This is a genomic window from Streptomyces sp. NPDC026062, from assembly GCF_055568375.1.
Genome location: NZ_JBVHOQ010000006.1, coordinates 1 through 16,840, shown reverse-complemented (window position 1 = coordinate 16,840; position 16,840 = coordinate 1). Strand labels below are relative to the sequence as shown.

15 protein-coding genes are annotated in these 16,840 nt (G+C 66.5%); 8 read left to right on the top strand and 7 right to left on the bottom strand.

The window, feature by feature from the left end:
* Positions 1 to 204: 204 nt before the first annotated feature.
* The 3 genes from ACZ4LX_RS07025 to ACZ4LX_RS07015 form a co-directional block, all read right to left on the bottom strand.
* The gene (locus ACZ4LX_RS07025; protein ID WP_467640505.1) at positions 205 to 1,473 is read right to left on the bottom strand and encodes an MFS transporter; all 1,269 of its coding nucleotides are present in this window, start codon (positions 1,471 to 1,473) and stop codon (positions 205 to 207) included.
* Between the two features lie 123 nt (positions 1,474 to 1,596).
* The gene (locus ACZ4LX_RS07020; protein ID WP_467640508.1) at positions 1,597 to 2,679 is read right to left on the bottom strand and encodes an inositol-3-phosphate synthase; all 1,083 of its coding nucleotides are present in this window, start codon (positions 2,677 to 2,679) and stop codon (positions 1,597 to 1,599) included.
* Positions 2,680 to 2,740: 61 nt separating this feature from the next.
* Complete coding sequence (locus ACZ4LX_RS07015; RefSeq protein ID WP_467640511.1) at positions 2,741 to 3,445, bottom strand: PadR family transcriptional regulator; 705 nt, start codon at positions 3,443 to 3,445, stop codon at positions 2,741 to 2,743.
* Positions 3,446 to 3,846: 401 nt separating this feature from the next.
* Here ACZ4LX_RS07015 and ACZ4LX_RS07010 point away from each other — a divergent pair, with 401 nt between their 5' ends.
* Complete coding sequence (locus ACZ4LX_RS07010; protein WP_467640514.1) at positions 3,847 to 6,588, top strand: transglycosylase domain-containing protein; 2,742 nt, start codon at positions 3,847 to 3,849, stop codon at positions 6,586 to 6,588.
* Positions 6,589 to 6,723: 135 nt separating this feature from the next.
* On the top strand, positions 6,724 to 8,220 hold the full coding sequence (locus ACZ4LX_RS07005; RefSeq protein ID WP_467640517.1) for a glycosyltransferase family 87 protein: 1,497 nt from the start codon (positions 6,724 to 6,726) through the stop codon (positions 8,218 to 8,220).
* Positions 8,221 to 8,264: 44 nt separating this feature from the next.
* Here ACZ4LX_RS07005 and ACZ4LX_RS07000 read toward each other — a convergent pair whose 3' ends face one another.
* From ACZ4LX_RS07000 to ACZ4LX_RS06990, 3 genes are all read right to left on the bottom strand, one after another.
* Positions 8,265 to 9,296 carry an alanine racemase gene (locus ACZ4LX_RS07000; RefSeq protein ID WP_467640520.1) on the bottom strand — a complete coding sequence of 344 codons (1,032 nt, stop codon included), beginning with the start codon at positions 9,294 to 9,296 and terminating at the stop codon, positions 8,265 to 8,267.
* 133 nt (positions 9,297 to 9,429) lie between these two features.
* On the bottom strand, positions 9,430 to 10,548 hold the full coding sequence (locus tag ACZ4LX_RS06995) for a lipid II:glycine glycyltransferase FemX (RefSeq protein ID WP_467640523.1): 1,119 nt from the start codon (positions 10,546 to 10,548) through the stop codon (positions 9,430 to 9,432).
* 187 nt (positions 10,549 to 10,735) lie between these two features.
* A complete protein-coding gene (locus ACZ4LX_RS06990; RefSeq protein WP_467640526.1) occupies positions 10,736 to 11,056 on the bottom strand; it encodes a hypothetical protein in 321 nt (106 codons plus the stop codon).
* A 280-nt stretch (positions 11,057 to 11,336) separates the two neighbouring features.
* Here ACZ4LX_RS06990 and rpsF point away from each other — a divergent pair, with 280 nt between their 5' ends.
* From rpsF to rplI, 4 genes are all read left to right on the top strand, one after another.
* Complete coding sequence (gene rpsF / locus ACZ4LX_RS06985; RefSeq protein WP_018101872.1) at positions 11,337 to 11,627, top strand: 30S ribosomal protein S6; 291 nt, start codon at positions 11,337 to 11,339, stop codon at positions 11,625 to 11,627.
* Between the two features lie 71 nt (positions 11,628 to 11,698).
* Complete coding sequence (locus ACZ4LX_RS06980; RefSeq protein ID WP_467640529.1) at positions 11,699 to 12,313, top strand: single-stranded DNA-binding protein; 615 nt, start codon at positions 11,699 to 11,701, stop codon at positions 12,311 to 12,313.
* 43 nt (positions 12,314 to 12,356) lie between these two features.
* Positions 12,357 to 12,593, top strand: a complete 237-nt coding sequence (gene rpsR, locus ACZ4LX_RS06975) for a 30S ribosomal protein S18 (protein WP_003967857.1) — start codon at positions 12,357 to 12,359, stop codon at positions 12,591 to 12,593.
* 18 nt (positions 12,594 to 12,611) lie between these two features.
* Positions 12,612 to 13,058 carry a 50S ribosomal protein L9 gene (gene rplI, locus ACZ4LX_RS06970; RefSeq protein WP_073733221.1) on the top strand — a complete coding sequence of 149 codons (447 nt, stop codon included), beginning with the start codon at positions 12,612 to 12,614 and terminating at the stop codon, positions 13,056 to 13,058.
* Positions 13,059 to 13,222: 164 nt separating this feature from the next.
* On the opposite strand, the gene ACZ4LX_RS06965 is transcribed toward rplI, so the two are convergent.
* Positions 13,223 to 14,560 (bottom strand): MATE family efflux transporter, encoded by a 1,338-nt coding sequence (locus ACZ4LX_RS06965; protein WP_467640532.1) that lies wholly within the window; start codon positions 14,558 to 14,560, stop codon positions 13,223 to 13,225.
* A 459-nt stretch (positions 14,561 to 15,019) separates the two neighbouring features.
* Between ACZ4LX_RS06965 and dnaB the strand changes: the two genes are divergently transcribed.
* Both dnaB and ACZ4LX_RS06955 read left to right on the top strand, forming a co-directional pair.
* Positions 15,020 to 16,498 carry a replicative DNA helicase gene (dnaB, locus tag ACZ4LX_RS06960; protein WP_467640535.1) on the top strand — a complete coding sequence of 493 codons (1,479 nt, stop codon included), beginning with the start codon at positions 15,020 to 15,022 and terminating at the stop codon, positions 16,496 to 16,498.
* Positions 16,499 to 16,651: 153 nt separating this feature from the next.
* On the top strand, positions 16,652 to 16,840 hold a 189-nt coding region (locus tag ACZ4LX_RS06955), incomplete at its 3' end, for a transposase (protein WP_467721115.1).

Below are 16,840 nucleotides of genomic sequence, written 5' to 3'. Positions count from 1 at the left end.
CGCCGGGCTGGCCGCCGTAGGGCTGCTGTGCCTGGTGCGGAGGATAGGGCTGTGGAGGGTAGGGCTGCTGAGGAGCGCCGTAACCCTGCTGCGGCGGATAGGGCTGGGCAGGCTGCTGCCCGTATGGGCCCTGACCCTGCTGCGGCGGATAGGTCATGTGTATACCCCCGTGGATCGTGCGCGCATGTTCTTGACGCGGGCACGCTATAGGACATCCCCGCTTCGACTCCAGCGAGTCATGGGTACGGCCACGGCTGCGTAGAGCACCGCCACTCCGATCACCACTGCGGATGACTTGCCGTCAGGAGGCAACAACAGTGCCGAGGTTGCGGCAGCTCCCACAAAGGCCACGTTGAACAGCACGTCATAGAGGGAGAAGATCCTGCCGCGGAAGGAGTCGTCCACCGAGGTCTGCACCACCGTGTCCGTCGCGATCTTCGCCCCCTGGGTGACGAGACCCAGGACGAACGCCGCGACGAGTATCGGCGCAGGGGAGAACCAGAGACCCAGCGCGGGCTCAAGGACGGCGGCGGTTGCTGCGCATACGGCAATCCAGCGGAAGCGGCCGAGCCGTTCCGCTGCCCAGGGAGTCACCACGGCCGCCACGAAGAAGCCCGCACCGGATGCCCCCACGGCCAGACCCAGCAGCGCGAGGCCGCCGGACTCGCTGTCCGCCCAGGCGTACCGGCACAGCATCAGGACCATGACGGTCAGCGCCCCGTAGGAGAAGCGGATCACCGTCATCGCGGCCAGCGCTCGTGCGGCGTGTCTTCGCTCCGCCAGGTGGCGCAGCCCGTCGACGAGTCCGTGCGCGGTGAGAGCGAAGGCCTTTCTCAGGCGCAGAGGGCTGTCGCTCCGGTCCGGCCCGAGGAGCCCGGAGGCGAGGCTCAAGGAGGCCAGTGCCGAGGCGAGGTAGAGCGCTGCCCCCAGAAGCACTACTGCGGCATCCGAGTCCGCCAACAGCAGCCGCACGGTGAAGGCGAGGCCCCCGCCCGCCGTGGCTGCGAGGGTGCCCGCAGTCGGGGACAGTGAATTGGCCAGCACCAGCAGGTCCCGGTCGACGACGCGTGGCAACGCGGCGGAGAGGCCGGCCAGGACGAATCGATTGACTGCGGTGACGCAGAGCGCCGAGGCGTAGAAGAGCCAGTCGGGGGCGGAGTCGAGGATCAGTAGCGCGGTGCAGCAGGCGAGCGCGGCGCGCAGCAGATTGCCGTAGAGGAAGACCTGCCGGCGTGGCCAGCGGTCCAGCAGCACCCCGGCGAACGGACCGATGAGCGAATAGGGCAGCAGGAGTACCGCCATTGTGGAGGCAATGGCACCTGCGGATGCCTGCTTCTCCGGGGAGAAGACGACATGTGCCGCGAGGGCCACCTGATAGACGCCGTCGGCCGACTGGGACAGGATTCGCACGGCCAACAGGCGGCGGAAGTTCCGGAGGCGCAGGAGTACGCGCAGGTCACGTACGACGGGCATGGAAGCAAGGGTCACATACGTTGAGGGTCCCCGGGCGGATTACCCGGGGACCCTCAACAGTGCGGGAGTCAGGGAGCGTTGCCGTTCCCTGCCATGCCGCGCCGACGCACCGTTTCCGGTGGGTCAGTTGGAGACGTCGCCACGGATGAACTTCTCGACGTTCTCGCGGGCCTCGTCGTCGAAGTACTGGACCGGCGGGGACTTCATGAAGTACGAGGACGCGGAGAGGATCGGGCCACCGATGCCGCGGTCCTTGGCGATCTTCGCAGCGCGGACGGCGTCGATGATGACACCGGCCGAGTTCGGGGAGTCCCACACCTCGAGCTTGTACTCCAGGTTCAGCGGAACGTCACCGAAGGCGCGGCCCTCAAGGCGCACGTACGCCCACTTACGGTCGTCCAGCCAGGCCACGTAGTCCGACGGGCCGATGTGGACGTTGTCCGCACCGAGATCGCGGTCACGGATCTGCGAGGTGACGGCCTGCGTCTTGGAGATCTTCTTGGACTCCAGGCGCTCACGCTCGAGCATGTTCTTGAAGTCCATGTTGCCGCCGACGTTCAGCTGCATCGTGCGGTCCAGGACGACGCCCCGGTCCTCGAACAGCTTCGCCATCACGCGGTGCGTGATGGTGGCGCCAACCTGCGACTTGATGTCGTCGCCGACGATCGGGACACCGGCCTCGGTGAACTTGTCCGCCCACTCCTTGGTACCGGCGATGAAGACCGGGAGAGCGTTGACGAACGCGACCTTGGCGTCGATGGCGCACTGCGCGTAGAACTTCGCGGCGACCTCGGAACCGACGGGCAGGTAGCAGACAAGCACGTCCACCTTGCGGTCCTTGAGGACCTGGACGATGTCGACCGGGGCCTCGGCCGACTCCTCGATGGTCTGGCGGTAGTACTTGCCCAGGCCGTCGTGGGTGTGGCCGCGCTGGACGGTGACGCCGGCGCTCGGCACGTCGCAGAGCTTGATGGTGTTGTTCTCGCTGGCGCCGATGGCGTCCGAGAGGTCGAGGCCGACCTTCTTCGCGTCGACGTCGAAGGCGGCGACGAACTCGACGTCCCGCACGTGGTAGTCGCCGAACTGGACGTGCATCAGGCCGGGCACCTTGCCGGCCGGATCGGCGTCCTTGTAGTACTCGACGCCCTGGACCAGCGAGGCGGCGCAGTTGCCCACGCCGACGATGGCTACGCGAACCGAACCCATTCCGGTTGCTCCCTGTGTGTAATGGATGTTTCTGATGAGTCCCCGCGGATCTGCGGAGAACTCACTTGGCGGTGTCGCCGGACGGATCCGGCGGGTTGTCATCCCGCCGGGGCAGGCCGTCCGGCTCTCCTGCGGTGTCCCGCTGAGCTGAGCCCTCGGGCGAGGATCGCCGATGATCCCGTCCCGACCGCTCGCTCTCGATGAGCTCGTTCAGCCAGCGCACTTCGCGCTCCACGGACTCCATGCCGTGTCGCTGAAGCTCAAGTGTGTAGTCGTCGAGGCGCTCGCGGGTGCGGGCCAGAGAGGCGCTCATCTTCTCGAGACGCTCCTCCAGCCGGCTGCGACGGCCTTCCAGTACCCGCATGCGCACCTCGTGCTCCGTCTGCCCGAAGAAGGCGAAACGAGCAGCGAAGTGCTCGTCCTCCCAGGAGTCGGGGCCGGTGTGCGAGAGCAGTTCCTCGAAGTGCTCCTTACCTTCTGCCGTCAGCCGGTAGACGATCTTGGCGCGGCGCCCTGCCAGTGAAGAAGCGGGTGCGACCGCGCGGCCGGTGCCGGGCGGAAGGTCTGCCGGAGCATTTCCCGGCTCCTCGATCAACCAGCCGTTGGCGACCAGCGTCTTGAGGCAGGGATAGAGGGTTCCGTAGCTGAAGGCACGGAAGATCCCCAACGAGGTGTTGAGGCGCTTACGCAGCTCATAGCCGTGCATCGGGGACTCGCGGAGCAGTCCGAGGACGGCGAACTCGAGGATGCCTGAGCGTCTGCTCAACCTCGCCTCCTCCCTCTCCGAGTGCTCTCGCGTGACCCTGTGCCGAGCCGATGTGCTGAGTCGATGTACCGAGCTGATGTATCGACTCGATACATCAGCACGATAGATCGGACTGTGGACCGCGACAAGGGGTGCCTCAGTGAGCGGCGTCACATCGCTAATTCGTAGCAACCGACTTGCGTATTTTGGGGTGAAGTTCGGCCCCGGGGGGGTTTTGACCGTGCGTAGTCTGTGCGGCATGCAGACCACCGGGAACCGCGTGACGTGCGAGCGCGTCAGTCTTCGCGGACTGACCGGACGCATTGCGGATGAGCCTCTCGTGGGGCTGGTCCGTCATTCGGGGGACCGGATCTCAGCTGCCGCTTCCAGGCGCTCTCGCCTGCCCGAGGAGTAGTCGTTCGATGAGCGAGCACCGTCGCAAGATGCCGCAACCGCAAGGTGGCGGGCGTGCCGCGGCCAGACGAGCCGCCCAGCAGTCCTCCGGACGCCGCGCAGCGCCGTCACGCGGAGTAACTTCTGAATCACCTTCCGGTTCGTATGGGGACGAGACCCCGTACGGCGGGCGTGCCGCGGCCAGACGGGCCGCTCAGCGTGGCGGCGGTGGCCGCGGTGGTTCCGACGGCGGCGGTGGCCGGCGTCGCGGAAGCGGGGGCGGCGGCCAGGAGGGCCCCGGCCGAGGCCGTGGGCGCGGCAGCCAGCGCCCGGCCAAGAAACGCTTCATCGACTACCCGCGCTCCGGCAGGCAGGGCCTGCGGCGCTGGATGCCGTCGTGGAAGCTCGTCTCCGGTCTCTGTATCGGCTTCCTCGGCCTTCTGATGGGGCTTGCCGGTCTCGCGTACGCGATGGTCGCCAAGCCTCAGGTCCAGGCGGCCGCGAGGGCGGAGAACAACGTCTATTTCTGGAAAGACGGCTCGCAGATGGTGGCCACCGGCGGTGAGGTCAACCGTCAGATCATCGACTACGCCCAGATCCCGGAAGCAATGCGCAACGCGGTCATCTCCGCCGAGAACAAGACCTTCGACACCGACCACGGCATTGACCCGATGGGTATCGCCCGCGCCGTGTTCAACATGGCCAAGGGCGGCCAGACCCAGGGTGGCTCGACGATCACCCAGCAGTACGTGAAGAACGCGCAGCTGTCGCAGGAACAGAGCCTGAGCCGTAAGTTCCAGGAACTCTTCATCACGCTGAAGGTCGGCAGCGAGATGGACAAGAAGGACATCATGGCGGGGTACCTCAACGTCTCGTACTACGGACGTGGTGCCTCGGGGATCCAGGCGGCGGCGCGCACGTACTACGGCAAGGACGCCAAGGACCTGAACCCGAGCCAGTGCGCCTTCCTGGCGACCTTGCTCAAGGGAGCCAGCTACTACGACCCCGCGGGTGCTCCGGAGATCGACTCCGTCGAGGCGACCGCGGAGAAGAACAGGGAGCGGGCCGAGAAGCGCTGGAGCTGGATCCTCGACGAGGAGGTGAAGGACGGCCGGATGGAGCAGTCGGAACGCGACAAGTACACGAAGTTCCCGATGCCCCAGAAGCCGAAGAAGAACGCCCAGCTGGGCGGTCAGATCGGCTATCTCGTCAATACGGCCAACACCTACATCGTCCAGAACGACAAGGACATCACCCGCGAGAAGCTCGCCCAGGGCGGCTACGAAATCCACACGACCTTTGACGAGAAGAAGGTCGAACAGCTCAGCAAGGCCGTCAAGAAGATCTACGACACGAAGATCGACACGAAGAAGCGGCCGAAGACGGACACCCACGTCCAGTTCGGTGGCTCCTCGGTCGACCCGAAGACCGGCGCGGTCGAGGCCATCTACGGCGGCCAGGACGCGACGAAGCACTACACCAGCAACGCCGACCCCACCGGGGCCGCAGTCGGCTCCACGTTCAAGCCGTTCGTGCTGGCCGCCGCCATGGAGTACGGGAAGCGGGACCCTTCCGGGGGCTCGGAGCAGGGTGAGTCGGAGCGTACGAAGGTCTCGCCGAAGAGCATCTACAACGGTGACGACAAGCTGAAGATCAAGAAGTACAACGGCGAGATCTGGACCGACGAGAAGGGCAGGGAGTGGCTCCAGGCCAACGACGGCCATGAGTCGAAGGGCAACATCACGCTTCGTGAGGCGATGCGGGTGTCGGCCAACTCGCCGTACGTCCAGCTGGGCATGGACGTCGGTACCGACAAGGTGAAGGCCGCTGCCATGGCGGCCGGTCTGAAGGACGACCGGTACATGGCGAGCTCCATCGTTCCGTCGTTCTCCATCGGTACCTCCTCACCCAGCACGACCAGCATGGCGGGCGCGTACGCCACCTTCGCGGCCAGTGGCCAGCAGCGTGAGCCCTTCTCGGTGACCGAGGTGAAGAAGCGCGGCGAGATCGTCTACCAGCACAAGGTGGTTTCCAAGAGCGCCTTCTCCAACGTCATCGCCGACAACGTGACGGATGTCCTCAAGAACGTCGTCGAAAAGGGAACAGGTACCCCGGCCAGGCTTCCCGGACGGGATGTCGCGGGCAAGACGGGTACGACGGACGGCAACAAGTCCGCCTGGTTCGTCGGGTACACCGCGCAGCTGTCGACCGCGATCAGCATGTACCGGATGGACGACGACGACAGCCACAAGAACCGTGCCTTCGAGGAGATGTACGGCACCGGTGGCGAGAAGACGATCCACGGTGCCTCGTTCCCTGCGCGGATCTGGCACGACTACATGGCCGGGGCGATGGAAGGCCAGGAGAAGATCTCCTTCCCGAAGCCGGAGCCGATCGGCGAGACCGTCTTCGGCGGCGGCGCCAAGAGCCCCGAGCCGACGCCGACGCCGACCCCCACGCCGACCCCGACTCCCAGTGAGACGGCGCCCGTCACGCCTTCGCCGACACCCACGGTTCCGACGCCCGACCCGAGCGAGACCTGCAGTACGTGGGACGTGACCTGTCAGAACAACGGCGGCAACTCCAACGGCTGGACCGACGGAGGCGCCGACAGCGGGACGACCGACGGCACCACGGGCAGCACGGACGCCGGGACCACTACCGGAACCACGGAGGGTGAGAGCACCGGAGGAGTCAGTCCCTCACCCGATACAGGTGGCAACGGGAACGGCAACGGCAACGGCAACCCCTGGGGTGGTGCGGTCGGCTAGCGCCCGGCAGGCAGCTCGTCCCACGCGTTCGCCGGAGCGGGCCGAAGTGGGCCGAGCAGTGTGATGAGGGCCGCGGCACCACAGGGTGCCGCGGCCCTCATCGTTTCCACACTTCGGTACGGCAGGATGTGCGGCATGCCAAGCGCAGAGGATACGAGCGTGCACCAGGAACCGTCTGTCGTACGGCCCACGCACCAGGACGAGGTCGCCGCGGCCGGCAGTGAGCTGATCGGCGGGAGGTCGGGCCGCTGGACGCGGCTGGGCAGCACCGCGCTCACGCCCGTGGGTGCCGTCGCGCTGGTGGCGATCGGGATGTTCGCGCTCGGCATGGTGCAGAAGCTGCCCTGCTACAACTGGGCATGGTTCAGAGGCGCCGGCTCCCAGTACACCCACGCCTGCTACTCCGATATCCCGCACCTGTACGCGGGACGTGGCTTCGCCGAAGGGCTGGTGCCGTACTTCGACCGGCTGCCCGGTGACATGCAGTTCCTGGAGTACCCGGTTCTCACCGGTGTGTTCATGCAGATCGCCGCCTGGCTCACCCCGGGTGGCTCCATCCAGGAGCAGGAGCAGGCCTACTGGCTCGTCAACGCGGGCATGCTGATGATCTGCACCGCCGTCATCGCCGTGTGTGTGGCACGCACGCACCGCCGCCGCCCCTGGGACGGGCTCCTGGTGGCGCTGGCGCCCGCGTTCGCGCTCACGGCCACCATCAACTGGGACCTGCTGGCGGTCGCTCTGACGGCTGCGGCGATGCTGATGTGGTCCCGGAGCCGCATCCTCGCCTTCGGCATCCTGATCGGGCTGGCCACGGCTGCCAAGCTCTATCCCGTCTTTCTGCTGGGCCCTGTTTTCGTGCTGTGCTGGCGGGCGGGGAAATGGCGGGAGTTCGGGGTGGCGGCGCTCGGCGCCGTCGGATCCTGGCTGGTGGTCAACCTGCCAGTGATGGTGTTCGCGCCCGAGGGCTGGAAGAAGTTCTACTCCTTCAGCCAGGAGCGCTCGATCGACTTCGGCTCCTTCTGGCTGGTCATCACCCAGCGCACCGGCGAATCCATCGATGTCTCCACGGTCAACACCGTCTCCACACTGGCGACGCTCGCCCTTTGCGTGGCGATCGGGGCGCTGACGCTGGTGGCACCACGCAGACCGCGGTTCGCTCAGCTCGCCTTCCTTGTCGTCGCGGTGTTCATTCTCGTCAACAAGGTCTATTCACCGCAGTACGTGCTGTGGCTGATCCCCCTCGCCGTGCTGGCCAGGCCGCGCTGGCGGGACTTCCTGATCTGGCAGGCGTGCGAGGTCATGTACTTCCTGGGCATCTGGATGTACCTCGCCTATACGACGAGCGGGGACAAGCACCAGGGCCTGCCGACGGAGGGCTACCAGCTGGCGATCGTCCTGCATCTGCTGGGCACGCTCTACCTCTGCGCCGTGGTCGTACGGGACATCCTGATGCCGGAGCACGACGTGGTGCGGCGGGATGGCTCGGACGACCCGTCGGGCGGTGTGCTCGACGGGGCCGAGGACGTCTTCGTACTGGTTGACGCGGCGGCACACCCGCCGCGCCAAGCCGCACTGGACGAGGCGGGCCCGCGGGTGGAGTGGGGGACGGCGGGCACAGCGGCCGCCGACTGAGCGGCCGCCGGCCTCAGCCGGTCCCTGAGCTGATGCTCAAGGCCTCAACGGTCCACGAGCCGGTCGAACTGCGTGGTCGTATGACGCAGATGGGCCACGAGTTCGTCGCCCACCCGCGGCTCCTCGGCGTCCGAGGGCACGAACAGGATGGAAACCTGCATGTGCGGTGGCTCGGCGAACCAGCGCTGCTTGCCGGCCCAGACGAACGGCGACAGATTGCGGTTGACGGTGGCCAGCCCTGCCCGGGCGACCCCCTTGGCGCGCGGCATCACGCCGTGCAGGGCCTTCGGGGCCTCCAGGCCCACGCCGTGCGAGGTGCCGCCCGCGACGACGACCAGCCAGCCGTCGGAGGCGGCCTTCTGCTGCCGGTAGCCGAAGCGGTCGCCCTTGACGACGCGCGTGACGTCGAGCACGGCGCCCCGGTACTCAGTGGCCTCGTGGTCGCCGAGCCACAGCCGGGTACCGATACGGGCGCGGAACCGGGTCTGCGGGAACTGCTGCTGCAGCCGGCCCAGTTCCTCGGCACGCAGATGGCTCACGAACATCGTGTGCAGCGGCAGCCTGGCCGCCCGAAGACGGTCCATCCAGGTGATGACTTCTTCGACCGCGTCCGAGCCGTCCGTGCGGTCCAGCGGGAGGTGCAGCGCGAAACCCTCGAGACGTACGTCCTCGATCGCGGCGTGCAGCTGTCCGAGCTCCTCCTCCTTGACGCCATGGCGCTTCATCGAGCTCATGCACTCGATGACGACCCGGGCGCCCACCAGCGCGTGCACGCCGTCCACTGACGAGACGGAGCGGATGACGCGGTCGGGCAGCGGCACCGGCTCCTCACCCCGCCGGAACGGCGTGAGCACCAGCAGATCACCGCTGAACCAGTCCTTGATGCGGGCTGCTTCGTAGGTGGTGCCGACCGCGAGGATGTCGGATCCGAAGCGGATCGCCTCGTCGGCCAGACGCTCGTGGCCGAAGCCGTACCCATTGCCCTTGCAGACCGGTACGAGACCGGGGAACTGGTCGAGCACGGATTTCTGGTGCGCCCGCCAGCGCGCGGTGTCGACGTACAGGGAGAGCGCCATGGCCGGTCCGGGACCTTTCTGGTGGCTGCGGTGGTGTCAGAGGGGTGCGGAGTCTCCGGAACGGATTCCGGAAGAGCCCATTGAAACGAATAAAGTCGGTTTCGTCAGCCTTGCGCGGCGGAACAGTGGGCGATCAGCGGCGCGACATGTAGATGTCGAGGGCCTTGTGCAGCAGCTTGTTGAGCGGGAAGTCCCACTCACCGAGGTACTCCGCGGCCTGGCCGCCGGTGCCCACCTTGAACTGGATCAGGCCGAAGAGGTGATCGGTCTCGTCCAGCGAGTCGGAGATGCCGCGCAGGTCGTAGACGGTGGCGCCCATCGCGTACGCATCGCGCAGCATCCGCCACTGCATCGCGTTGGAGGGACGGACCTCACGCTTGTGGTTGGCCGAGGCGCCGTAGGAGTACCAGACGTGCCCGCCCACGATCAGCATGGTCGCGGCAGCGACGTTCTCGCCCTCGTGACGGGCGAAATAGAGCCGCATCCGGTTGGGGTCCTCGTTGTTGAGAGCCGTCCACATGCGCTGGAAGTAACCGAGCGGACGCGGCCGGAAGCGGTCGCGCTCCGCCGTGATCTCGTACAGGCGCTGCCACTCGGCGAGCTCCGCGTAGCTGCCCTGGACAACCTCGACACCGGCCTTCTCGGCCTTCTTGATGTTGCGTCGCCAGAGCTGGTTGAAGCCCTTGTGCACGTCTTCGAGGGAGCGGTTGGCCAGCGGCACCTGGAAGATGTAGCGGGGCTGTACATCACCGAACCCGGCGCCGCCGTCCTCGCCCTGCTGCCAGCCCATCTTCCTCAGCCGGTCGGCGACCTCGAAGGCACGCGGTTCGATGTGCGTGGCCTCGACGTCGCGCAGACGCTTCACGTCCGGGTCCTGGATGCCGGCCTTGATGGCTGCGGCGTCCCAGCGGCGGATCACGACGGGCGGGCCCATCTTCACCGAGAAGGCGCCCTGCTGCTTGAGGTGTGCCAGCATCGGCTGCAGCCAGTCGTTTAGGTTGGGGGCGTACCAGTTGATGACCGGGCCCTCGGGCAGATACGCCAGGTACCGCTTGATCTTGGGCAGCTGCCGGTAGAGCACCAGACCGGCGCCGACGAGCTGGCCGCCCTTGTCGAACCAGCCCAGACTCTCCGAGCGCCACTCGGCCTTCACATCCGCCCATGCCGGGACCTGCATGTGACTGGCCGCGGGCAGGCTCTGGATGTACGCCAGATGCTGCTCTCGGCTGATGGTCCTCAGGGTCAGGCTCATGCGGGGCGCTCCTCGGCAGGTGTGTCCCCATCGGTCAGGGGCTCCGGCTCTCGCGCCGAAGCCTACTGTGACCGGGAAGCGCGCGGTCTGGCCCCGTCGTACCCGTGCGGTCCGGGTAGGGCGTACGGGGCGGCCCCGTCCGTGGACGGGGCCGCCCCGCCGGCTGCCGGGCGGTGCTGTGCCGAGGTCAGCTGATCACGCCGCCGAACAGCCCTCCGTGGGCCATACCGAGGAAGAAGCCGAGACCGGCAGCGCCCATGCCGAGGAACAGCGGGAACCTCTCCCGCGTGGTCGCGGAGATGTACAGCCCGTACCCGCCTGTGAAGATTCCGACGAGTCCGGCCCACGAGCTGATCAGATGCAGGTTGTGGAACATCGCCGTCACGAACGCGAGGGCGCCGAGCACCACCGTCACAGCCACCAGGGTGTCCTGGAGCGGGTGGGGCTTGCCGTCCGTCGCGAAAAGGGAGACGGAAGAGCGGGAGCGGGATCGCATTGCTTGTGCCATGGAGTACCTCCTGGCCGAAAGGCGGCGCATCGTGGCGCCGCTCACACCCGATGTGTACAGATTGCGTCTCCTGACCACCGGATTTCAACCGGAAGCCGGTCTGCGGGTACTCTGTACGGTCTGCACCGGTGTCTTCCCAGGCCAGCACAGTCAGCCCCTCCTCGAAGGAGGGTGTTGTCGGTGGCGGCCGTTGTGCTCGGAGACACTGATGCTTCACGCATCACGACCCTCCTGCCACGGAACGACCGTGGCCGCTGAGTCCAAAGGAGGTGGGTTCCACATGCGTCACTACGAGGTGATGGTCATCCTCGACCCCGATCTCGAGGAGCGAGCAGTCTCCCCGCTGATCGAGAACTTCCTCTCCGTCGTCCGTGAGGGCGAAGGAAAGGTTGAGAAGGTCGACACCTGGGGCCGTCGTCGGCTCGCTTACGAGATCAAGAAGAAGCCCGAGGGCATCTACTCGGTCATCGACCTGCAGGCCGAGCCTGCGGTCGTCAAGGAGCTCGACCGCCAGATGAACCTGAACGAGTCGGTCCTCCGGACCAAGGTCCTCCGTCCCGAGATCCACTGAGCTTCTAGCTCAGTGGTCATCGGGTTCGAGTAGCAAGCAGCCAGAAGCAATCCCCGCCGAGAGGTTCATCCATGGCAGGCGAGACCGTCATCACGGTCGTCGGCAATCTCGTCGACGACCCCGAGCTGCGCTTCACCCCGTCCGGTGCGGCGGTCGCGAAGTTCCGTGTCGCGTCCACTCCCCGCATCTTCGACCGGCAGACCAATGAGTGGAAGGACGGCGAAGGCCTGTTCCTCACCTGCTCGGTCTGGCGTCAGGCGGCGGAGAACGTCGCCGAGTCGCTCACGCGAGGCATGCGCGTTGTCGTGCAGGGCCGGCTGAAGCAGCGGTCCTACGAAGACCGCGAGGGCGTCAAGCGCACGGTCTACGAGCTGGACGTCGAGGAAGTCGGCCCCAGTCTCAAGAACGCCACCGCCAAGGTCACCAAGACCACCGGTCGCGGTGGTCAGGGCGGCCAGGGTGGATACGGCGGCGGTCAGCAGGGTGGCGGTAACTGGGGCGGCGGTCCCGGTTCTGGTGGCCAGCAGGGTGGTGGCGGTGCTCCCGCCGACGACCCGTGGGCCACGAGCGCGCCGGCCGGCGGCCAGCAGGGCGGGGGCCAGCAGGGCGGCGGAGGCGGTTGGGGCGGAAGCTCCGGCGGTTCCGGCGGCTCTGGCGGCGGCTATTCGGACGAGCCTCCCTTCTAGGGCAGCTCGTACCCCCACTTCTTGATCACACAGGAGAAACACCATGGCGAAGCCGCCTGTGCGCAAGCCTAAGAAGAAGGTCTGCGCGTTCTGCAAGGACAAGACCCAGTACGTGGACTACAAGGACACGAACATGCTGCGGAAGTTCATTTCCGACCGCGGCAAGATCCGTGCCCGCCGCGTCACCGGTAACTGCACGCAGCACCAGCGTGACGTCGCCACGGCTGTCAAGAACAGCCGTGAGATGGCGCTGCTGCCCTACACGTCCACCGCGCGATAAGGGAAGGGTGACCGAATCATGAAGATCATCCTCACCCACGAGGTCTCCGGCCTCGGTGCTGCCGGCGACGTCGTTGACGTCAAGGACGGGTACGCCCGTAACTACCTGGTTCCGCGTGGCTTTGCCATTCGCTGGACCAAGGGTGGCGAGAAGGACGTGGCGCAGATCCGCCGCGCCCGTAAGATCCACGAGATCGCCACGATCGAGCAGGCCAACGAGATCAAGTCCAAGCTCGAGGCCGTGAAGGTTCGTCTGGCTGTTCGCTCCGGCGACGCCGGCCGTCTCTTCGGCTCTGTCACCCCGGCCGACATCGCTTCGGCGATCAAGGCTGCCGGTGGCCCGGATGTCGACAAGCGTCGCGTCGAGCTCGGCTCGCCGATCAAGACGCTCGGCGGACACCAGGTGTCCGTGCGTCTGCACCCCGAGGTCGCTGCGAAGCTCGGCGTCGAGGTTGTTGCTGCCTGATCGGGCCGCACCTCAGCAGAACAGTGAAGGGCCACACCCCTCGGGTGTGGCCCTTCACCGTGTCCGTCGTCCTGGGCCTGCCTGAAACACGGTGAGCATGCCTCACGGCTGGCCGGTTTCACGTGAAACCGGATGTTTCACGTGAAACCGTCTGGGTGTACGGCTCAACGAGTGGCGCCGGTGACCATCCAGGCGCCGGAACGGGTGCGCAGCCAGAGTGTTGCCATTCGGACAAGCATCATCAGGGCCATCGCACCCCACAGCGCGGTCAGGCCGCCCCCGAGGACGGGAACAAGCAGGGCCACCGGAGCGAAGACGGCCAGGGTGATGAGCATGGCCCAGGCCAGATAGGGCCCATCCCCGGCGCCCATCAGCACGCCGTCCAAGACGAAGACGACCCCAGCGATCGGCTGGGTCAGTGCTACCACCAGCAGGGCCGGGAGCAGAGCGTGCTGAACGGACTGATCGCTGGTGAAGAGTGGTACGAACAGCGGACGGGCGAGAATGATCAGGGCTCCGAACACTACGCCGGAGACGATGCCCCACTGCACCATGCGGCGGCAGGCCTCGCGCGCGCCCTTGGTGTCACCCCCTCCCAGATAGCGCCCGATGATGGCCTGTCCGGCGATGGCGATGGCATCCAGCGCGAAGGCCATCAGGCTCCACAGCGACAGAATGATCTGGTGCGCCGCGATGTCGGTATCGCCCAGCCGGGCAGCGACGGCCGTGGCGATGAGCAGGACGGCGCGGAGCGACAGCGTACGGACCAGGAGAGGGACGCCTGCCTGGGCGCTGGCTCTGATGCCTGCGAGGTCGGGGCGCAGCGAGGCCCCGTGGCGCCGCGCGCCACGGACCACGACCACGAGATAGGCGACGGCCATGCCGATCTGTGCGATCACCGTGCCCCAGGCCGATCCTGCGATACCTAGGCCTGCGCCGTAGACGAGGCCTGCGTTGAGGGCCGCGTTGGCGGCGAATCCGCCGATGGCGACGTAGAGCGGAGTACGGGTGTTCTGCAGGCCCCGGAGCACGCCGGTCGCGGCCATCACCACGAGCATCGCGGGGATTCCGAGGCTGGAGATCCGGAGATAGGTGGTGGCGTAAGGGGCTGCGGTGTCGGAGGCGCCGAACACCTCGACGAGCCAGGGAGCAAGGGGGAGAGTGAGGGCGATGACGGCAAGGCCCAGCAGGATCGCCAGCCAGATGCCATCCATGCCCTGGCGGATCGCTGAGGCCAGATCGCCGGCGCCAACCCGGCGGGCGACGGCTGCGGTGGTGGCGTAGGCGAGGAAGACGAAGACGCTTACGGCGGTCGTCAGCAAAGCGGCGGCGACGGCAAGGCCGGCCAGCTGCGGAGTGCCGAGGTGGCCGACGATGGCGCTGTCGACCATCACGAAAAGGGGCTCGGCCACGAGCGCGCCGAAGGCGGGGACGGCGAGCGCGATGATCTCACGGTCGTGCCGCCGACGACGGGACGGCGGGGTCGCCGGTGCCTGGATCATGGGAGTCAATCTAATCTTCCACAGGTAATGGACGCAACTGTCTAGCGATCCTTACATTTCCCGGGGTGTGACGTTCTGGCATGTGCCGGATGTCGCGATCTTGTGCTGACTCGGAAAGTTTTTCTCCCCCACAGCCCGTGGATGGAGAAAGTGCAGGTCAGGCGGTTAATAGTGATGGCGTTATGAGTTTTTCCACAGCGCTGTCCCCTGGTCCGTGCACAGGTTCCGGGGAGTTCTCCACAGCATCTGGTCCGTCATCCACATGCCCTGTGGATAACCAGATTGGCTGACGCTTCCAGGCCGCCTACCGTGGTCCGGCGCCCCCACCTCGTTTCGGCTCTGGAAGCCCGCGGAACCCGACACACCGGAACCGGAGTCGGGCGTCCTAATTGTCGGTGCCGTGCCGTAAGAAAGAGTGGCACGGCTAGGTCCGCGGAGCGGACGGGAGGAGGTGGCCGGATGAGCATTCCCGAGCCTTTGGACGACCCCTGGGCCGACACCGGTCCCAGCGACCGGCTGCCTGTTTCCCGTCCTCGAAGGGGCGAGGGCAGGGACCGCGGTGAGCAGCACGACCGGGGCCGGGAGAGCGGCGGCTGGGAAGGCGGTTCCCCTGGCTTCGAGCGGGTCCCGCCTCAGGACCTCGACGCAGAACAGTCCGTCCTCGGTGGCATGCTCCTGTCCAAGGACGCCATCGCCGACGTCGTGGAGATCATCAAGGGCCACGACTTCTATCGCCCCGCGCACGAGACCGTGTACCAGGCGATCCTTGATCTGTACGCCAAGGGCGAGCCGGCCGACCCGATCACGGTGGCGGCCGAACTGGTCAAGCGTGGCGAGATCACCAAGGTGGGTGGAGCCCCGTATCTGCACACCCTGGTCCAGTCGGTGCCGACCGCGGCCAACGCTTCGTACTACGCGGAGATCGTTCACGAACGGGCCGTCCTTCGACGTCTCGTCGAGGCCGGTACGAAGATCACGCAGATGGGATATGCCGCCGACGGCGACGTCGACGACATCGTCAACTCCGCCCAAGCCGAGATCTATGCCGTCACCGAGCAGCGGACCAGTGAGGACTATCTGCCGCTGGGCGACATCATGGAGGGTGCCCTCGACGAGATCGAGGCGATCGGGTCACGCAGCGGTGAGATGACCGGTGTGCCCACTGGGTTCACCGACCTCGACGCCCTGACCAACGGTCTCCACCCGGGCCAGATGGTCGTCATCGCGGCTCGGCCCGCCATGGGTAAGTCCACGCTAGCCCTGGACTTCGCCCGCGCCTGCTCGATCAAGAGCAACCTGCCCAGCGTGATTTTCTCCCTTGAAATGGGGCGGAACGAGATCGCGATGCGTCTGCTGTCAGCCGAGGCGCGGGTAGCGCTCCACCACATGCGCTCGGGCACCATGACGGACGAGGACTGGACACGGCTGGCGCGGCGGATGCCCGACGTCTCGGCGGCCCCGCTCTACATTGATGACTCCCCGAACCTTTCCATGATGGAGATCCGGGCCAAGTGCCGCCGCCTCAAGCAGCGGAACGACCTCAAGCTCGTGGTCATCGACTATCTGCAGCTGATGCAGTCCGGCGGTTCGAAGCGTGCCGAGAGCCGTCAGCAGGAGGTCTCGGACATGTCCCGAAACCTTAAGCTGCTGGCCAAGGAACTCCAGCTCCCGGTGATCGCGCTTTCCCAGCTGAACCGTGGACCGGAACAGCGCACCGACAAGAAGCCCATGGTTTCCGACCTCCGTGAGTCCGGATCGATCGAGCAGGACGCCGACATGGTGATCCTGCTGCACCGTGAGGACGCCTACGAAAAGGAGTCACCGCGTGCGGGCGAGGCGGACCTGATCGTGGCCAAGCACCGTAATGGTCCGACGGCGACCATCACGGTCGCCTTCCAAGGGCACTACTCGCGCTTCGTGGACATGGCGCAGACCTGAGCCCGGATTGCGGATCTCAGGATTCTGTGGCCGAGTCTGATGAAGGATGGCCAAGCGGCGGGGAGACAACGCGACAACTACCAGGTCGCAGTGTCGCCTTAGCTGCCCCGGCCTGCCAGCCATCCGCCACCTCGAACCTGAGGTTCCCCCGAGATGCGGAGGATAGTGACAGAGGGTCAGATGGTTTTCATGAGAGGAACATCGACCATGGCTGCCCCCAGGAAGTACTCGCTGGAATTGCGTGAGTGTGCGGTGCGGATGTATCGCACCTCGGATCCGAAGCCACAGATCAAGAAGCTGGCCGTCGACCTCGGCGTCCACCCCGAGGCCCTGCGAGGCTGG

What these genes read in the sequence shown, in the direction of transcription:
- ACZ4LX_RS07025 (WP_467640505.1), bottom strand. Translation starts at nt 1,473, where the DNA reads ATGCCCGTCGTACGTGACCTGCGCGTACTCCTGCGCCTCCGGAACTTC.
- ACZ4LX_RS07020 (WP_467640508.1), bottom strand. Translation starts at nt 2,679, where the DNA reads ATGGGTTCGGTTCGCGTAGCCATCGTCGGCGTGGGCAACTGCGCCGCC.
- ACZ4LX_RS07010 (WP_467640514.1), top strand. Translation starts at nt 3,847, where the DNA reads ATGAGCGAGCACCGTCGCAAGATGCCGCAACCGCAAGGTGGCGGGCGT.
- ACZ4LX_RS07005 (WP_467640517.1), top strand. Translation starts at nt 6,724, where the DNA reads ATGCCAAGCGCAGAGGATACGAGCGTGCACCAGGAACCGTCTGTCGTA.
- ACZ4LX_RS07000 (WP_467640520.1), bottom strand. Translation starts at nt 9,296, where the DNA reads ATGGCGCTCTCCCTGTACGTCGACACCGCGCGCTGGCGGGCGCACCAG.
- ACZ4LX_RS06995 (WP_467640523.1), bottom strand. Translation starts at nt 10,548, where the DNA reads ATGAGCCTGACCCTGAGGACCATCAGCCGAGAGCAGCATCTGGCGTAC.
- ACZ4LX_RS06990 (WP_467640526.1), bottom strand. Translation starts at nt 11,056, where the DNA reads ATGGCACAAGCAATGCGATCCCGCTCCCGCTCTTCCGTCTCCCTTTTC.
- rpsF (WP_018101872.1), top strand. Translation starts at nt 11,337, where the DNA reads ATGCGTCACTACGAGGTGATGGTCATCCTCGACCCCGATCTCGAGGAG.
- ACZ4LX_RS06980 (WP_467640529.1), top strand. Translation starts at nt 11,699, where the DNA reads ATGGCAGGCGAGACCGTCATCACGGTCGTCGGCAATCTCGTCGACGAC.
- rpsR (WP_003967857.1), top strand. Translation starts at nt 12,357, where the DNA reads ATGGCGAAGCCGCCTGTGCGCAAGCCTAAGAAGAAGGTCTGCGCGTTC.
- rplI (WP_073733221.1), top strand. Translation starts at nt 12,612, where the DNA reads ATGAAGATCATCCTCACCCACGAGGTCTCCGGCCTCGGTGCTGCCGGC.
- ACZ4LX_RS06965 (WP_467640532.1), bottom strand. Translation starts at nt 14,560, where the DNA reads ATGATCCAGGCACCGGCGACCCCGCCGTCCCGTCGTCGGCGGCACGAC.
- dnaB (WP_467640535.1), top strand. Translation starts at nt 15,020, where the DNA reads ATGAGCATTCCCGAGCCTTTGGACGACCCCTGGGCCGACACCGGTCCC.